The organism is Pseudomonas sp. YA1 (assembly GCF_058680555.1).
In genome coordinates this window covers 148701-164143 of sequence record NZ_JBZWBG010000010.1, presented here as the reverse complement: position 1 = coordinate 164143, position 15443 = coordinate 148701, and the positions used below count along the sequence as shown (strand labels likewise).

General features: G+C 63.9%; 14 protein-coding genes. 8 read left to right on the top strand and 6 right to left on the bottom strand.

What is annotated here, in order from left to right; all coding sequences use genetic code 11:
• Positions 1-2 precede the first annotated feature (2 nt).
• From rloB to ppsR, 3 genes are all read right to left on the bottom strand, one after another.
• Positions 3-1529, bottom strand: coding sequence for an osmotic stress tolerance membrane protein RloB (rloB, locus tag AC4OR5_RS16100; protein WP_003087809.1), 1527 nt, complete (start codon positions 1527-1529; stop codon positions 3-5).
• A 5-nt stretch (positions 1530-1534) separates the two neighbouring features.
• Positions 1535-2074 carry a retropepsin-like aspartic peptidase RloA gene (rloA, locus tag AC4OR5_RS16095; protein WP_003087811.1) on the bottom strand — a complete coding sequence of 180 codons (540 nt, stop codon included), beginning with the start codon at positions 2072-2074 and terminating at the stop codon, positions 1535-1537.
• Positions 2075-2364: 290 nt separating this feature from the next.
• Positions 2365-3183 carry a posphoenolpyruvate synthetase regulatory kinase/phosphorylase PpsR gene (gene ppsR / locus AC4OR5_RS16090; protein ID WP_003087813.1) on the bottom strand — a complete coding sequence of 273 codons (819 nt, stop codon included), beginning with the start codon at positions 3181-3183 and terminating at the stop codon, positions 2365-2367.
• Positions 3184-3354: 171 nt separating this feature from the next.
• On the opposite strand from ppsR, the gene ppsA reads away from it, so the two are divergent.
• The 8 genes from ppsA (at position 3355) to oprF (ending at position 11544) form a co-directional block, all read left to right on the top strand.
• A complete protein-coding gene (ppsA, locus tag AC4OR5_RS16085; protein ID WP_003098065.1) occupies positions 3355-5730 on the top strand; it encodes a phosphoenolpyruvate synthase in 2376 nt (791 codons plus the stop codon).
• Between the two features lie 69 nt (positions 5731-5799).
• Complete coding sequence (locus AC4OR5_RS16080) at positions 5800-6810, top strand: alpha/beta fold hydrolase (RefSeq protein WP_031694134.1); 1011 nt, start codon at positions 5800-5802, stop codon at positions 6808-6810.
• A gap of 106 nt (positions 6811-6916) precedes the next feature.
• Complete coding sequence (rraA, locus tag AC4OR5_RS16075; protein ID WP_009876241.1) at positions 6917-7405, top strand: ribonuclease E activity regulator RraA; 489 nt, start codon at positions 6917-6919, stop codon at positions 7403-7405.
• 187 nt (positions 7406-7592) lie between these two features.
• The gene (locus AC4OR5_RS16070) at positions 7593-8591 is read left to right on the top strand and encodes a zinc transporter ZntB (RefSeq protein ID WP_023106657.1); all 999 of its coding nucleotides are present in this window, start codon (positions 7593-7595) and stop codon (positions 8589-8591) included.
• Between the two features lie 48 nt (positions 8592-8639).
• Entirely contained in the window at positions 8640-8894 is a 255-nt protein-coding gene (locus AC4OR5_RS16065) for a hypothetical protein (protein WP_003120308.1), read from the top strand.
• 2 nt (positions 8895-8896) lie between these two features.
• Positions 8897-9721: a mechanosensitive ion channel family protein gene (locus AC4OR5_RS16060; RefSeq protein WP_003087830.1), complete on the top strand. Its 825-nt coding sequence runs from the start codon at positions 8897-8899 to the stop codon at positions 9719-9721.
• A gap of 71 nt (positions 9722-9792) precedes the next feature.
• Positions 9793-10383, top strand: a complete 591-nt coding sequence (gene sigX / locus AC4OR5_RS16055) for an RNA polymerase sigma factor SigX (RefSeq protein WP_003098059.1) — start codon at positions 9793-9795, stop codon at positions 10381-10383.
• 108 nt (positions 10384-10491) lie between these two features.
• Entirely contained in the window at positions 10492-11544 is a 1053-nt protein-coding gene (oprF, locus tag AC4OR5_RS16050; RefSeq protein ID WP_003087843.1) for an outer membrane porin OprF, read from the top strand.
• 68 nt (positions 11545-11612) lie between these two features.
• Here the strand turns inward: oprF and cobA are convergent, their stop codons facing one another.
• The 3 genes from cobA to nirD are packed head-to-tail and all read right to left on the bottom strand — an operon-like array spanning position 11613 to position 15441.
• A complete protein-coding gene (gene cobA / locus AC4OR5_RS16045; protein WP_058160674.1) occupies positions 11613-12350 on the bottom strand; it encodes a uroporphyrinogen-III C-methyltransferase in 738 nt (245 codons plus the stop codon).
• A gap of 11 nt (positions 12351-12361) precedes the next feature.
• A complete protein-coding gene (locus tag AC4OR5_RS16040) occupies positions 12362-15088 on the bottom strand; it encodes a nitrate reductase (RefSeq protein WP_043087234.1) in 2727 nt (908 codons plus the stop codon).
• Positions 15089-15114: 26 nt separating this feature from the next.
• The gene (gene nirD, locus AC4OR5_RS16035; RefSeq protein WP_003139953.1) at positions 15115-15441 is read right to left on the bottom strand and encodes a nitrite reductase small subunit NirD; all 327 of its coding nucleotides are present in this window, start codon (positions 15439-15441) and stop codon (positions 15115-15117) included.
• Positions 15442-15443 lie beyond the last annotated feature (2 nt).

Below are 15443 nucleotides of genomic sequence, written 5' to 3'. Positions count from 1 at the left end.
GTTCAGTCCTTGAGCAGGGCCTTGAAGCGGAACAGCTCGGTCAGGCGGTAGCCGCGGTAGCGGCCCATGGCGAGCATGAAGGCGACCAGGATCAGCAGCACGGCCGGGAAGGTGAAGATGAAGTACACCAGTTCCGGGATGCGCATGAGGATGTGCGCCAGCGATGCCGCGAAAAGGGTGCCGATGGCCACCTTCATCGCATGGCCGCCGCCGCGCTCTTCCCAGGTGATCGACAGGCGTTCGATGGTCATGGTCAGGATCACCATCGGGAACAGGGCGATCGACAGGCCGCTCTCGAAGCCGAGCTTGTGGCTGAACAGGCTGATCACCGCGATCATCACCACCACGAAGGTCAGCACCACCGAGAGGCGCGGCAGCATCTGCAGCTTCAGGTGCTCGAGATAGGAGCGCAGCGACAGGCCCAGGGCGGTGATCACGGTGAACAGGGCGATACCCCATTGCAGGCCGGTCTCGCGGAAGGCCAGGGCGATCAGCACCGGGGTGAAGGTGCCGAGGGTCTGCAGGCCGATCAGGTTGCGCAGGATCAGGATCACCAGCACGCCGATCGGGATCATGATCATGATCTGGAAGGTCTGCTGGGTGGACAGCGGCAGGCCGTACAGGGAGTACTCGAGGAAGGCCGCCTCGGTGTTCTCGTCGGACAGCTTGGCCAGGCGGATGGCATTCATCTCGCTGCTGTTCAGGCTGAAGCTGACCTGGGCCTTCTTGCCGCCGTCGATGGTCATCAGCGGCTCATCGCCAAGCCACCAGATCAGGCGATCGGAGGGCAGGCCCTGTTCGCCGGTGACCACGTTGAAATACAGCCAGTTCTCGCCGTTGAAGCTGCGCAGCCACAGTTCCGGGCTCTGTTGCAGGTCGGCGACCAGGCGGATGGTGTGGACCCGCTCCATCGGCACGTGGGCGATGGACAGCAGGGTCTCGACGATATGCGCTTTCTTTTCCAGGCTGGTGTCGCCAGCCATCAGCAGCTTGACGTTGTCGTCGTTGCCGTTGTTGGCGCGCTTGATGGCTTCGCTGACGAAGGTCTCGACGTCGGCCGAGTGCTGGCGAATGGGGGCCAGCAGGGCTTCTGCGGCGATCTTCTCCGGGCCTTCCAGGGGCAGGCTGTCGCGGAAGATCGGGCCTTTCTCCTTGGTCTTCTCGCCGGTGTAGCGCTTGGTCAGCACCAGGCGGTAGTACAGGGTCTGCTTGCCGTTGGCGCGGCGGGCGGACCAGGTCACCTTGCGATTGCCGTCGGCGCGATTGATGCTGACGCCGTAATTGTTGGAGACGAAGCTTTCGTTGAGGCTGACGTAGTCCTGGCTCAACGGCGGAACGAACATCTGCACCTTGACCGGGGTTTTCGGCGTGGCGACGAAGTCGACCTTGGCATCGATGTTCCAGAGGTCATCGGTTTCGGCTTCGGTAACGGGAATACCCTGGACGAAAATCTGATAGGCGGTGATCGCCACACCCAGGGTCAGCAGGATGGCGATCAGGACTTTCAGATGCAGGTTGAGAGAGCGCATGTCGTTTACTCAGCAGGTTTTGCATCAGGTTTGCAGCCGGGTTTCCCGGCCGAGTATTTCAAACTCGGATCGACCAGTGCGTCGAATTTCTTCAAGGCCTCCGAGCCGATCAAAAGCGGGTATTGGAATGCACTTCGGTCGGTCAGGTTCACTTCGATGGTGCGAATCGCCTTGCCCATGCAGACCTGCAGCTCGATCACCGGACGGGCGGTATAGGCCTTGCCCTCGTCGGGGTTGAAGTCGCCGTGGCGGCGCTTGATCTTGCTGATCCGCGCCAGGGGCTTCTCGATCGGGGTGTCGTCGGCGTTGTCGGTGGCCAGGTAGAAGCGCACCCAGGTTTCGCCGTCGCGCTTGAAACGCTTGATGTCGCGGGCGCTGAGGGAGGCGGTCTTGGCGCCGGTGTCGAGCTTGGCGGCCAGCTGGATGTCCGGGTCGTTGATGCGCGCGTATTCGTTCAGGCCGTAGACCGTCTTTTCGGCGGCTACGCTCAGGCCTGGTACGGCGATGAATAGGCAGAGCAGGGGAGCTAAGGGCTTGAGTTTCATAAGTCCTGGTTGGTGTCGCGTTCGGCGGGTCGATCTTGCGATCGCTGTCCAGTCCGTGACGGAAAACCCTGCGTCATCGACCTGCGCTCGGCAGGCCGGGCATGCCGGGCGCCCCGCCAGGCGCATGCGGGCCGCATTCTATCACGCGGTTTTTCGGCAGCGACAGCCGCTTATACCACTTGGTCGGGGTTTTGCCCCTGGGATGAAACGAAATTCCATCCAGGGGCTCGAAGCGTTACCGGAAGCGGGCAAGGGACCTTGGCGGTGCCGAGCCGCTGGCCCCGGAGCGGTTATTTGAAGCGCCGTTCCACGCCTTTTTCGACGAGGATCTTTGCGGAAATCTCCTCCACCGAGAAATGCGTGGAGTTGATGTAGGCGATGTTTTCGCGGCGGAACAGGCTTTCGACCTCGCGTACCTCGAATTCGCACTGGGCGAAGCTGGCGTAGCGACTGTTGGGCTTGCGTTCGTTGCGGATCGCGGTGAGGCGGTCGGGGTCGATGGTCAGGCCGAACAGCTTGTGCTTGTACTGCTTGAGGGCGTTCGGCAGTTGCAGGCGCTCCATGTCCTCTTCCGTCAACGGGTAGTTGGCGGCGCGGATGCCATACTGCAAGGCCATGTACAGGCAGGTGGGCGTCTTGCCGCAGCGCGAGACGCCGACCAGGATCAGGTCGGCCTTGTCGTAGTAGTGGGTGCGGGCGCCGTCGTCGTTGTCGAGGGCGAAGTTCACCGCCTCGATGCGATCCATGTAGTTGGAGTTGTGGCCGATGGAGTGGGACTTGCCGACCGAATAGGACGAGTCGGCCGAAAGCTCCTGTTCCAGAGGCGAAAGAAAGGTGGCGAAGATATCGATCATGAAACCGTTGGATTGCGCCAGGACCGCCCGGATGTCGCGGTTCACGATGGTATCGAAGATGATCGGGCGGGCCCCGTCCGACTCGGCAGCATTATTGATTTGCTGTACCATGGCGCGCGCTTTTTCTTCGGTATCGATGTACGGTCTCGTCAGTTTGACGAAGCTGATGTTCTCGAACTGTGCCAGAAGGCTTTGGCCCAGGGTTTCGGCGGTGATACCGGTGCCGTCCGAGATGAAGAATGCGGTTCGTTTCATTTGCACCGAAAGCCTTAAGGTAGGAACGATTCTTGGCTATGATAGGCCGCGCGTTGTCAGAGGCCTTTCTGTCGCAGCATTGTCACTTATTTCTAAGGGCCAGGCCAGAATCCAGCGGAGCTGCTCCTGGCCCCGCTTGAGCTTTTCCAATTCAATAGTGGAGAGATCACCTTGGTAGAGTACGTAGTTTCCCTCGATAAGCTCGGCGTCCATGATGTAGAGCATGTGGGGGGCAAGAACGCATCCCTCGGCGAGATGATCAGCAACCTGGCCGGTGCCGGCGTTTCCGTACCCGGCGGATTTGCCACCACCGCCCAGGCCTACCGTGACTTCCTCGAGCAGAGTGGCCTCAACGACCGTATCCACGCGGCCCTGGACGCCCTGGACGTCGACGACGTCAACGCCCTGGCCAAGACCGGCGCGCAGATCCGCCAGTGGGTGATGGAAGCCGAGTTCCCGGCCCGTCTCGACAGCGAAATCCGCCAGGCCTTCGCCGCCCTGGCCAACGGCAACGACAACCTCGCCGTGGCAGTGCGTTCCTCCGCTACCGCCGAAGACCTTCCGGACGCCTCGTTCGCCGGCCAGCAGGAAACCTTCCTCAATATCCGCGGCGTGGACAATGTGATCCGCGCAGCAAAAGAGGTCTTCGCCTCCCTGTTCAACGACCGCGCCATCGCCTACCGCGTGCACCAGGGCTTCGACCACAAGCTGGTCGCCTTGTCCGCCGGCGTGCAGCGCATGGTCCGCTCGGAAACCGGCACCGCCGGGGTGATGTTCACCCTGGACACCGAATCCGGCTTCCGCGACGTGGTCTTCATCACTGGTGCCTACGGCCTGGGCGAGACCGTGGTCCAGGGCGCGGTGAACCCCGACGAGTTCTACGTCCACAAGCCGACCCTGGAAGCCGGGCGTCCGGCCATCCTGCGCCGCAACCTGGGTAGCAAGGCGATCAAGATGATCTACGGCGACGAAGCCAAGGCCGGTCGCTCGGTCAAGGTGGTGGACGTCGATCGCGCCGATCGCGCCCGCTTCGCCCTGAGCGACGCCGAGGTCACCGAGCTGGCCAAGCAGGCCATGATCATCGAGAAGCACTATGGCCGCCCGATGGACATCGAATGGGCCAAGGACGGTGACGACGGCAAGCTGTACATCGTCCAGGCACGCCCGGAAACCGTGAAGAGCCGCGCCAGCGCCACGGTCATGGAGCGCTACCTGCTGAAAGAGAAGGGGACCGTCCTGGTGGAAGGACGTGCCATCGGCCAGCGCATCGGTGCCGGTCCGGTCAAGGTGATCAACGACGTGTCGGAAATGGACAAGGTCCAACCGGGTGACGTCCTGGTCTCCGACATGACCGACCCGGACTGGGAGCCGGTGATGAAGCGCGCCAGCGCCATCGTCACCAACCGCGGCGGGCGCACCTGCCACGCGGCGATCATCGCTCGCGAACTGGGCATCCCGGCGGTGGTCGGTTGCGGCAATGCCACCCAGATCCTGCAGGATGGCCAGGGGGTGACCGTTTCCTGTGCCGAAGGCGATACCGGCTTCATCTTCGAAGGCGAACTCGGTTTCGATGTGCGCAAGAACTCGGTCGACGCCATGCCCGACCTTCCGTTCAAGATCATGATGAACGTCGGCAATCCCGATCGCGCTTTCGATTTCGCCCAGTTGCCGAACGAAGGCGTGGGCCTGGCCCGCCTCGAATTCATCATCAACCGCATGATCGGCGTGCACCCCAAGGCGTTGCTGAACTTCGCCGGCCTGCCGGCGGACATCAAGGAAAGCGTGGAGAAGCGCATCGCCGGCTATCCCGATCCGGTCGGCTTCTACGTCGAGAAGCTGGTGGAGGGCATCAGCACCCTGGCCGCGGCGTTCTGGCCGAAGAAGGTCATCGTGCGCCTGTCCGACTTCAAGTCCAATGAGTACGCCAACCTGATCGGCGGCAAGCTCTACGAGCCGGAAGAAGAGAACCCGATGCTCGGCTTCCGTGGCGCCTCGCGCTACATCAGCGAGTCGTTCCGCGACTGCTTCGAGCTGGAGTGTCGTGCGCTGAAGAAGGTCCGCAACGAAATGGGCCTGACCAACGTCGAGATCATGGTGCCCTTCGTGCGCACCCTGGGCGAGGCGAGCCAGGTGGTCGAGCTGCTGGCCGGGAACGGCCTGAAGCGCGGCGAGAACGGACTGAAGGTCATCATGATGTGCGAACTGCCGTCGAACGCCCTGCTGGCCGACGAGTTCCTTGAGTTCTTCGATGGCTTCTCCATCGGTTCCAACGACCTGACCCAACTGACCCTGGGCCTGGATCGCGATTCCGGCATCGTTGCCCACCTGTTCGACGAGCGCAATCCGGCGGTGAAGAAGCTGCTGGCCAACGCCATCGCTGCCTGCAACAAGGCCGGCAAGTACATCGGCATCTGCGGCCAGGGTCCGTCGGACCACCCGGACCTGGCCCGCTGGCTGATGGAGCAGGGCATCGAGAGCGTCTCGTTGAACCCCGACTCGGTGCTGGATACCTGGTTCTTCCTCGCCGAGGGTCAAGACCAGGCCTGATCGGTCCTCGCTGTATCCGGAAAGGGCGGGTAACACCGCCCTTTTTCGTGCCTCCTGTACAAGACAAGCATGCAAAGCAGTAGTCGCCTCTTTCCTGTCGCCCTGGTCAGCGCCGAATTGCGCGCCGACCTTACCGAAGACATCTACCGCCTGAAGCCCGGCAACAGCCCCGATGCCAGCGTCGAGCTGGTCGTAACCCGGCTCGGACAGCAGGCCGCCGGCGAGCGGCGCGGACCGCCTGTGATCCTCCTGCACGGGAGTTTTTCCAACCGCCGCTTCTGGTACTCGCCGCGTGCGCTCGGATTAGGTCCTTACCTGGCGCGGGCGGGGTTCGATGTCTGGCTGCCGGAAATGCGCGGCCATGGCCTGTCGATTCGCAACGATGGTTACCGGGACAACCGGGTCGCCGACTACGCGCGCTACGACCTGCCGGCGCTGGCCTCCTTCATCCACGAGCAGTGCGGGCAGCCGGCGCACTGGATTGGCCACTCCCTCGGTGGGGTGGTGCTGGCGGCGGGACTGGGCGGGGGCTACCTGGACCAGGCACGGATCGCTTCCGTGGCGTTGTTCGGTAGCCAGGTCAGCACCGCGCACTGGCTGTTCAGGTTGCCCATGGCAGGCATCCTCGCGCGCCTGCTGCTGCGCCGCGTCGACGCGCTATCCGGAAGCCGTTGGCGGCAGGGCCCGGAAGACGAGCCGGTCGGCCTGGCGCTGGAGGTCCTGCGTTGGCATGGGCTGTTCGGCCGCTTCGGCGAGCCGGGCAACGACTGGTGGAAGGGGCTCGCCGCAGTCGACGTGCCGCTATTGGCGGTCGCCGGGGCTGGGGACCGGCAGGACCCGTCCTGGGCCTGTCGCAAGTTGTTCGAGCAGTTCGCCTCGTCCGAGCGCGAATACCTGTTGCTCGGACGCGAGGCTGGCTACGCCGAGGACTACGGGCATATCGAGATGCTGATCGGCAAGGCGGCCCAGCTGGAGGTCTGGCCCTTGGTGGAGCGCTGGCTGCGCCAGCGATCGCCGGTGCGCGACGAATCCGCGTGGGGCGAGGCGCTAGACGTATCGGAAGCCGGAATCAGCGGCTAACATGTGACGCAAATGGCGGCTCCGGTCACGCCGGCGCCGCCGGGGCGGGCGGCCGATGATCCTCCGGAGCTGCCCGAGCCGATCCCTTCACCCACAGGAGCTTCCCATGCATTACGTCACTCCCGATCTGTGCGATGCCTATCCTGAGCTGGTCCAGGTCGTCGAACCCATGTTCAGCAACTTCGGCGGCCGCGACTCCTTCGGCGGCGAGATCGTCACCATCAAGTGCTTCGAAGACAACTCGCTGGTCAAGGAGCAGGTCGACAAGGACGGCAAGGGCAAGGTCCTGGTCGTCGATGGCGGTGGTTCGCTGCGCCGCGCCCTGCTGGGTGACATGCTTGCCGAGAAAGCGGCGAAGAGCGGCTGGGAAGGGATCGTCGTATATGGCTGCATCCGTGACGTCGACGTGATCGCCCAGACCGACCTTGGCGTCCAGGCCCTGGCCAGTCATCCGCTGAAGACCGACAAGCGCGGCATCGGCGATCTGAACGTCGCCGTGACCTTCGGCGGCGTCACCTTCCGCCCCGGCGAGTTCGTGTATGCCGACAACAACGGCATTATCGTTTCTCCGCAGGCCTTGAAGATGCCCGAATAGGGCTTTTTAACAGCCGTTCCGGCCCCGGTGACGCAGGCAGCGTCCCGGGGCTTTTTGCTGGAATGAACCCGAGGCGCGCATATGGGTCTCAGGACTGGCTTTAAGGTTGTGCCGCAAGTCCATGAATTGACTGGTGCCGGACTTGTGTTTTTACTGTCGAAATGGTCGTTTTACCAAGGGAAGCGCAATGCAAGCGTACGAGTCGGGTGACGAGCGCGGCTTGATCTATGGCTACGTCCTCAACGGGCGCGGCGGCGGACGCCGTGTCGGACGCAACCAGATAGCGGTGCTCGACCTGCTGCCGGAGGAGAGCCTTTGGCTGCACTGGGACCGCGGCGTACCGGAAGCGCAGGCCTGGCTGCGGGATTCCGCGGGGCTCAGCGAGTTCGCCTGCGATCTGCTGCTGGAGGAGGCGACCCGCCCCCGTTTGCTCGATCTCGGGGCCGAAAGCCTGCTGGTGTTCCTCCGTGGAGTGAACCTGAATCCGGGCGCGGAGCCGGAAGACATGGTTTCGCTGCGGGTATTCGCCGACGCGCGCCGGGTGATCTCGCTGCGCCTGCGGCCGCTGAAGGCGGTGGCCGATCTGCTCGAGGACCTGGAGGCGGGGAAAGGGCCGAAGACGGCATCCGAGGTCGTGTACTACCTCGCGCACTACCTGACCGATCGCGTCGACACGCTGATCAGCGGGGTAGCCGACCAGCTCGATGCTGTCGAGGAGCTGGTCGAGGCGGACGAGCGCGCCAGTCCCGACCAGCACCAGTTGCGTACCCTGCGCCGCCGGTCGGCGGGGTTGCGGCGCTACCTGGCGCCGCAGCGGGACATCTACTCGCAACTGGCGCGCTACAAGCTGTCCTGGTTCGTCGAGGACGACGCCGATTACTGGAACGAGCTGAACAACCGGCTGACGCGGAATCTCGAAGAACTCGAGTTGATACGGGAGCGCATCAGCGTCCTGCAGGAAGCCGAGTCGCGGCGAATTACCGAACGGATGAACCGCACCATGTATCTCCTTGGTATAATCACCGGCTTTTTCCTGCCGATGAGCTTCGTCACCGGCCTGCTGGGCATCAATGTCGGCGGCATTCCAGGGGCGGATGCACCGCATGGGTTCTGGCTGGCCTGCCTGCTGATCGGCGGGGTCGCCACCTTCCAGTGGTGGGTATTTCGTCGGCTGCGCTGGCTCTGACGTGACCTGGGGTGAGGAGAGGGCGTCACTCCCTCGTACAGACATGAGGTGCGCATGCACGATCCGTTCGAAGAGTCCCTGCGGGACCTGCTCAAGGCTTCGGCTCCCCAGCCGGACGACGACGCGCGTCTGGGACGGGTGCTGAAGACCGCCAATCGCCAGGTCGGCGCCGGTGACCTGTTCAGCCTCATGGGGCACTGGCTGCAGGCGCTGATGATCGGCATCAACAACGGTTCGCCGCATCTGGCGCCGGTTTCCCGTATTTCCGCGAAAAACGCATCTTCTGCTGACAAGGCTGAGTGAACATGCAATTCGATATCTGGACCCAGAGCTTGCTGACCGCGATGAACACCCTGTGGGGCAAGCTGGCAGGCTTCATTCCCAACCTGCTCGGCGCCCTGGTGGTCGTTCTGCTCGGCTTCGTCATCGCCAAGCTGCTCGATGCGCTGCTTTCCAAGCTGCTGGCCAAGCTGGGCCTGGACCGGCTGATGGGTGGCACCGGCCTGACCAAGCTGCTGGCCCGGGTCGGTATCCAGGTTCCGGTCTCGACGCTGGTCGGCAAGATCGTCTACTGGTTCGTGCTGCTCGTCTTCCTCGTATCCGCCGCCGAGTCGCTCGGCCTGCAGCGGGTATCCGCCACGCTGGACGTCCTCGCCCTGTACCTGCCCAAGGTGTTCGGCGCGGCCCTGGTGCTGATCGTCGGCGTGCTCCTGGCGCAACTGGTGAACAGCGTCGTGCGCGGCGCAGCGGACGGCGTCGGCCTCGAATACGCGAACGGCCTGGGGCGGATCGCCCAGTGGCTGGTCATCATCATCAGCATCTCGGTGGCGGTGGGGCAGCTCGAGGTCAAGACCGACCTGCTCAACTACATCATCGCCATCGTCCTGATCACCGTCGGCCTGGCCGCTGCGCTGGCCCTGGGCCTGGGCAGCCGCGAGGTCGCCGGACAGATCATTGCAGGAATCTACGTCCGCGAGCTGTATCAGGTCGGACAACAGGTGAAAGTGGGTGACGTTGAAGGCACTATTGAAGAGATAGGTACGGTCAAGACCATCCTGCTGACGGAAGAGGGAGAGCTTGTGTCGCTGGCCAACCGTCTACTGCTCGATCAGCGAGTTACCAGCCGCTGATCCGGGAGAGATAATGGACGTGGCTGCTCTGCAGGGCGGCCCGGCTTACGATATGACTGGCCTGATCTCACTTGAATAAGCCTCACCCCCTGTCACAGCGGTATGACCCACGCCAGCTTTCCGATGAAGAGCTGGTCGAGCGTGCGCACTCGGAGCTGTTCCACGTGACGCGCGCCTATGAAGAATTGATGCGGCGTTACCAGCGCACGCTGTTCAACGTCTGTGCCCGCTATCTGGGCAACGACCGCGACGCGGACGACGTGTGCCAGGAGGTGATGCTGAAAGTTTTGTACGGGTTGAAGAACTTTGAGGGCAAGTCGAAGTTCAAAACATGGCTATATAGCATCACGTACAACGAGTGCATCACGCAGTACCGCAAGGAGCGCCGCAAGCGCCGATTGATGGATGCGCTCAGCCTCGACCCGCTGGAGGAGGCTTCCGAGGAGAAGTCGCCGAAGGTTGAGGAGCGGGGCGGATTGGATCGTTGGCTCGTCCATGTCAATCCGATAGATCGGGAGATTCTGGTTCTTCGCTTCGTCGCGGAACTGGAGTTTCAGGAGATAGCGGATATCATGCACATGGGTCTGAGTGCGACGAAAATGCGCTACAAGCGGGCACTGGACCGCCTGCGCGAAAAGTTTTCAGATGCGACCGAAACATAGTTGGGTAAATATTGTCTCTCTATGCGGGAAGTTCTGATAAACTTGCCACCCAAGTTGTGCGGCTGATTGTTGGACAACTAACTGACCATCAAGATGGGGATTTAACGGATGAAACTGAAGAACACCTTAGGCGTTGTCATCGGCTCGCTGGTTGCCGCTTCGGCAATGAACGCCTTTGCCCAGGGCCAGAACTCGGTAGAGATCGAAGCCTTCGGCAAGCGCTACTTCACCGACAGCGTTCGCAACATGAAGAACGCGGACCTGTACGGCGGCTCGATCGGTTACTTCCTGACCGACGACGTCGAGCTGGCGCTGTCCTACGGTGAGTACCATGACGTTCGTGGCACCTACGAAACCGGCAACAAGAAGGTCCACGGCAACCTGACCTCTCTGGACGCCATCTACCACTTCGGTACCCCGGGCGTAGGTCTGCGTCCGTACGTGTCGGCTGGTCTGGCTCACCAGAACATCACCAACATCAACAGCGACAGCCAAGGCCGTCAGCAGATGACCATGGCCAACATCGGCGCTGGTCTGAAGTACTACTTCACCGAGAACTTCTTCGCCAAGGCCAGCCTCGACGGCCAGTATGGTCTGGAGAAGCGTGACAACGGTCACCAGGGCGAGTGGATGGCTGGCCTGGGCGTCGGCTTCAACTTCGGTGGTTCGAAAGCCGCTCCGGCTCCGGAACCGGTTGCCGACGTTTGCTCCGACTCCGACAACGACGGCGTTTGCGACAACGTCGACAAGTGCCCGGATACCCCGGCCAACGTCACCGTTGACGCCAACGGCTGCCCGGCTGTCGCCGAAGTCGTACGCGTACAGCTGGACGTGAAGTTCGACTTCGACAAGTCCAAGGTCAAAGAGAACAGCTACGCTGACATCAAGAACCTGGCTGACTTCATGAAGCAGTACCCGTCCACTTCCACCACCGTTGAAGGTCACACCGACTCCGTCGGCACCGACGCTTACAACCAGAAGCTGTCCGAGCGTCGTGCCAACGCCGTTCGTGACGTACTGGTCAACGAGTACGGTGTAGAAGGTGGTCGCGTGAACGCTGTTGGTTACGGCGAGTCCCGCCCGGTTGCCGACAACGCCACCGCTGAAGGTCGCGCTATCAACCGTCGCGTTGAAGCCGAAGTAGAAGCTGAAGCCAAGTAATCGGCTGAGCCTCTAAGGAAAAACCCGGCTCAGGCCGGGTTTTTCTTTGCCTGGAAAAAGACCGCTCGTCAGGCGCTCAGGGAAATCGGTTGCGACACGATGTCGCGGGTTACTTCGCCGATCACCAGGATCGCCGGGCTTTTCAAGGCGAAACGTCCGGCGTCCCGCAGTAGCTCGCCGAGGTTGCTGCGGCATTCGCGCTGGTTGCCCAGGGTGGCGTTCTCGATCATCGCCAGCGGCGTATCCTCGGCCATGCCTCCAGCCAGCAGCCCGGCCTGGATCTCCGCGAGTCGGGCGATGCCCATGTAGACCACCAGCGTGGTACCGTTGCGTGCCAGGGCTTCCCAGGCCAGCGGGCTGTCGTCCTGGGTATGCGCGGTCACCAGGGTCACGCCGCGGCTGATGCCGCGGTAGGTCAGCGGTATGCCGCAGGCAGTGGCGCCAGCCAGCCCGGCGGTGATGCCGTTCACTATCTCGCTGTCTATCCCGTGCCGGGCCAGCCATTCGGCTTCTTCGCCGGCGCGGCCGAAGATGCATGGATCGCCGCCTTTCAGGCGCACCACGCTGCGTCCCTGGCGGGCATGCCGCAGCATCAGGCGCTGGATGAAGTCCTGCGGTGTGGAGCGGCAGCCGCCGCGTTTGCCGACCCGGACCAGCCGGGCGGACGGACAGTGCTCCAGTATACTCGGGTTGACCAGATCGTCGACCATCACCACATCCGCGTCCTGCAGGGCGCGAACTGCCTTCAGGGTCAACAGTTCCGGATCGCCGGGACCCGCACCCACCAGCCAGACCTTACCGCTCATCGTCGTTCTCCTCAGGCATTCGCCGCCATGGGCCGGGGGGCCGCCAGCAGTCTCTTGATTTCCGGTACGCAGGAGCCGCAGCCGGTGCCGCAGCCGAACTCGCGCTTCAATCCGTCCAGGTCCAATCCGCGGGCGATGCCGCCGAGCACCGTTTGCTGGCTGACGTTCTGGCAACTGCACAGGGTCTTGCCGCCCGCACCCTGGCTGGGTCGTCCCGGTGCCGCGCCGAGTGGGGCGAGCAGCCAGCGGCGTAGCTCGCTATCGGCCCGGCCGGTAAGCCAGAGCTCTTTCAACCAGTCGCGGGCGAGGGTTTCGCCGGCGAGCCGGACGGCGACGATGCGCCCGTCTTCGAGGCGCACGCGCTTGCCGATGGCGCGCCGGGGGTCGTCGTAGGCGAGGATCGGCCCGTCGAGCAATTCGAGTTGGCGATCTATCCGCTCCAGCAGGTCTGCGCCAGGTGCCTCATGGTGTGCGGCGCTGACCAGCAGGGCGGGGCGCTCGCGTCCGGCGAGACTGAAGCTGGCGTGGTCGAAGACTTCGCACAGCGCACGGAGGGCCTCGAAACGCGCCTGGATATCGGTTTCCACCAGCGCGAACAGGCGCCAGGGCAGTTCGACGGATTCGACCTGAACCCCGGCGTGCTTGAGTTCGGGTTGTTTCGACAGGGGGTCGAACGCCGGCAGGGTCAGGACATTGCAGCCCAGGCCCTTGAGGAAGCGATCGCCCCAGTGCATCGGCAGGAAGGCCTGGCCGGGGCGCACCGAGTCGTCTGCGCTCACCGGCAGGACCAGGGCGCCACGCCGGCTCTTCAGGCGCACGAGCTGCCCGTCCCGCAGTTGGCGGCGGCGCAGTTCCTCGGGATGCAGGTGCACCAGGGCCTCCTCTTCATGGCCGAACAGGCGTGCGCAGGTGCCGGTCCGGCTCATGCCGTGCCACTGGTCGCGCAAGCGTCCGGTATTGAGGGTCAGCGGGTAGCGCGCGTCGCGTTTTTCCTGGGCGGCGCGGTAGGGTTCGGCGACCAGTTGCGCGCGTCCCGAGGCGGTAGGGAAGCGGCCGTCTGCATAGAGCCGTGCGGTGCCTTGCTCCGCGCCAGTGGGAAATGGCCACTGCTGCGGCCCCAGGCGGTCGAGCAGTGCGTAGCTGAGGCCGGAAAGATCGAGGTCGCGGCCGGCGGTAAGCAGCTTGTATTCGTCGAACAGGCTGCGGCTGTCGGCAAAGGCGAACAGGCCGGGTTTAGCGGGACGCAGGTGCCCTTCCAGGCGGCGCGCGAAGTCGCAGACGATGTTCCAGTCCTGGCGTGCTTCCCCGGGGGGCGGAACGGCCCGACGGACATGACTGACCCGCCGTTCCGAATTGGTCACGGAGCCTTCCTTTTCTCCCCAGGATGCGGCTGGAAGCAAAAGGTCGGCGTATTGGCAGGTTTCCGTGCCGGCGAAGGCTTCCTGGACCACCACGAAGGGACAGCGGGCAAGGGCCTCGTGGATCTTGCGCTGGTCCGGCAGCGATTGCGCGGGGTTGGTACAGGCGATCCAGAGCGCCTTGATCCGGCCGTCGTGGACCGCATCGAACAGCTCGATGGCGCTGAGACCGGGGGACGTGGGCAACTGTTCCACGCCCCAGTAGTGCGCCACCTCGGCGCGATGGCCGGGATCGGCGGCTTCGCGGTGGCCGGGCAGCAGGTTGGCCAGGCTGCCGGTCTCGCGACCGCCCATGGCGTTCGGCTGGCCGGTGAGGGAAAACGGCCCGCATCCGGCGCGGCCGATCTTGCCGGTGGCCAGGTGCAGGTTGATCAGCGCGCTGTTCTTGGCGCTGCCGGTGCTGGACTGGTTGAGCCCCATGCACCAGAGCGAAAGGAAGCGCGGCGAACGGCCGATCCATTCGGCGCAGCGCTGCAGGTCGGCGCGGTCGATGCCGCAGATGTCGGCGACGGCGGCCGGGGTGTAGTCGCGCACCAGTTCCTTCAGGTCGGCGAAACCCTCGGTATGCTCGGCGATGAACGAACGGTCGATCCAGTCCTCCCAGAGCAGGATATGCAGGATGCCGTGGAACAGTGCGACGTCGGTGCCGGGCAGCAGCGCCAGGTGCAGGTCGGCCAGCTCGCAGGTGTCGGTGCGCCGCGGGTCGATCACCACGATGCGCATCTCCGGCCGAGCGGCCTTGGCGGCTTCCAGGCGACGGAACAGGACCGGGTGGGCGAAGGCCATGTTGCTGCCGGCGATCAGCACGCAATCGGCGCAGTCGAGGTCTTCGTAGCTGCAGGGCGGGGCGTCGGCGCCCAGGCTGCGCTTGTAGCCGACCACCGCCGAGGACATGCACAGGCGCGAATTGCTGTCGATGTTGTTGGTGCCGACCAGGGCCCGCGCCAGCTTGTTGAAGGCGTAGTAGTCCTCGGTCAGCAACTGGCCGGAGATATAGAAGGCCACGCTGTCCGGCCCGTGTTCGCGAATGGTCTCGGCGAAACGCCCGGCGGCATGTTCCAGGGCACTCTCCCAGTCGCTGCGAGCCCGCGCCATTTGCTTGCCGAGGCGCAGTTGGGGGTACAGCGCGCGGGCCTGGAGGTCGCCGGTCAGGTGCAGGCTGGCGCCTTTGCTGCAGAGTCTGCCGAAGTTGGCCGGGTGCCGCGGGTCGCCTTGCACGCCGAGGATGCGTTCGCCGTCGTGTTCGATCAGGACGCCACAACCCACGCCGCAGTAGCAGCAGGTCGAAGCGGTGGTGCGCAGCGGGGAATCTGTCGACATGCTCGGCTCCTGTTATCGGCGAGAGATCAGGCGCACAGCGCCACGCTGTCCAGGCCGAGCAGCACCCGTCCGTTCTCCACCCGCACCGGGTGGCGATGGGCGCAGCCCTGGTCCGGGGCCACGGCTTCGCCGCTCTCCAGTTCGATCTGCCAGTTGTGCAACGGACAGGCCACTCGCTTGCCGTAGATCAGGCCCTGGGACAGCGGGCCGCCCTTGTGCGGGCAGCGGTCATCGAGGGCGAAGACCTGGTCGTCGGAGGCGCGGAAGATGGCGATGTCGCCTTTCGGGCCGGCGACCACGCGCGAGCCCAGCGGGTTGATTTCATCGAGGGCGCAGATATCCAGCCAGTTCATCG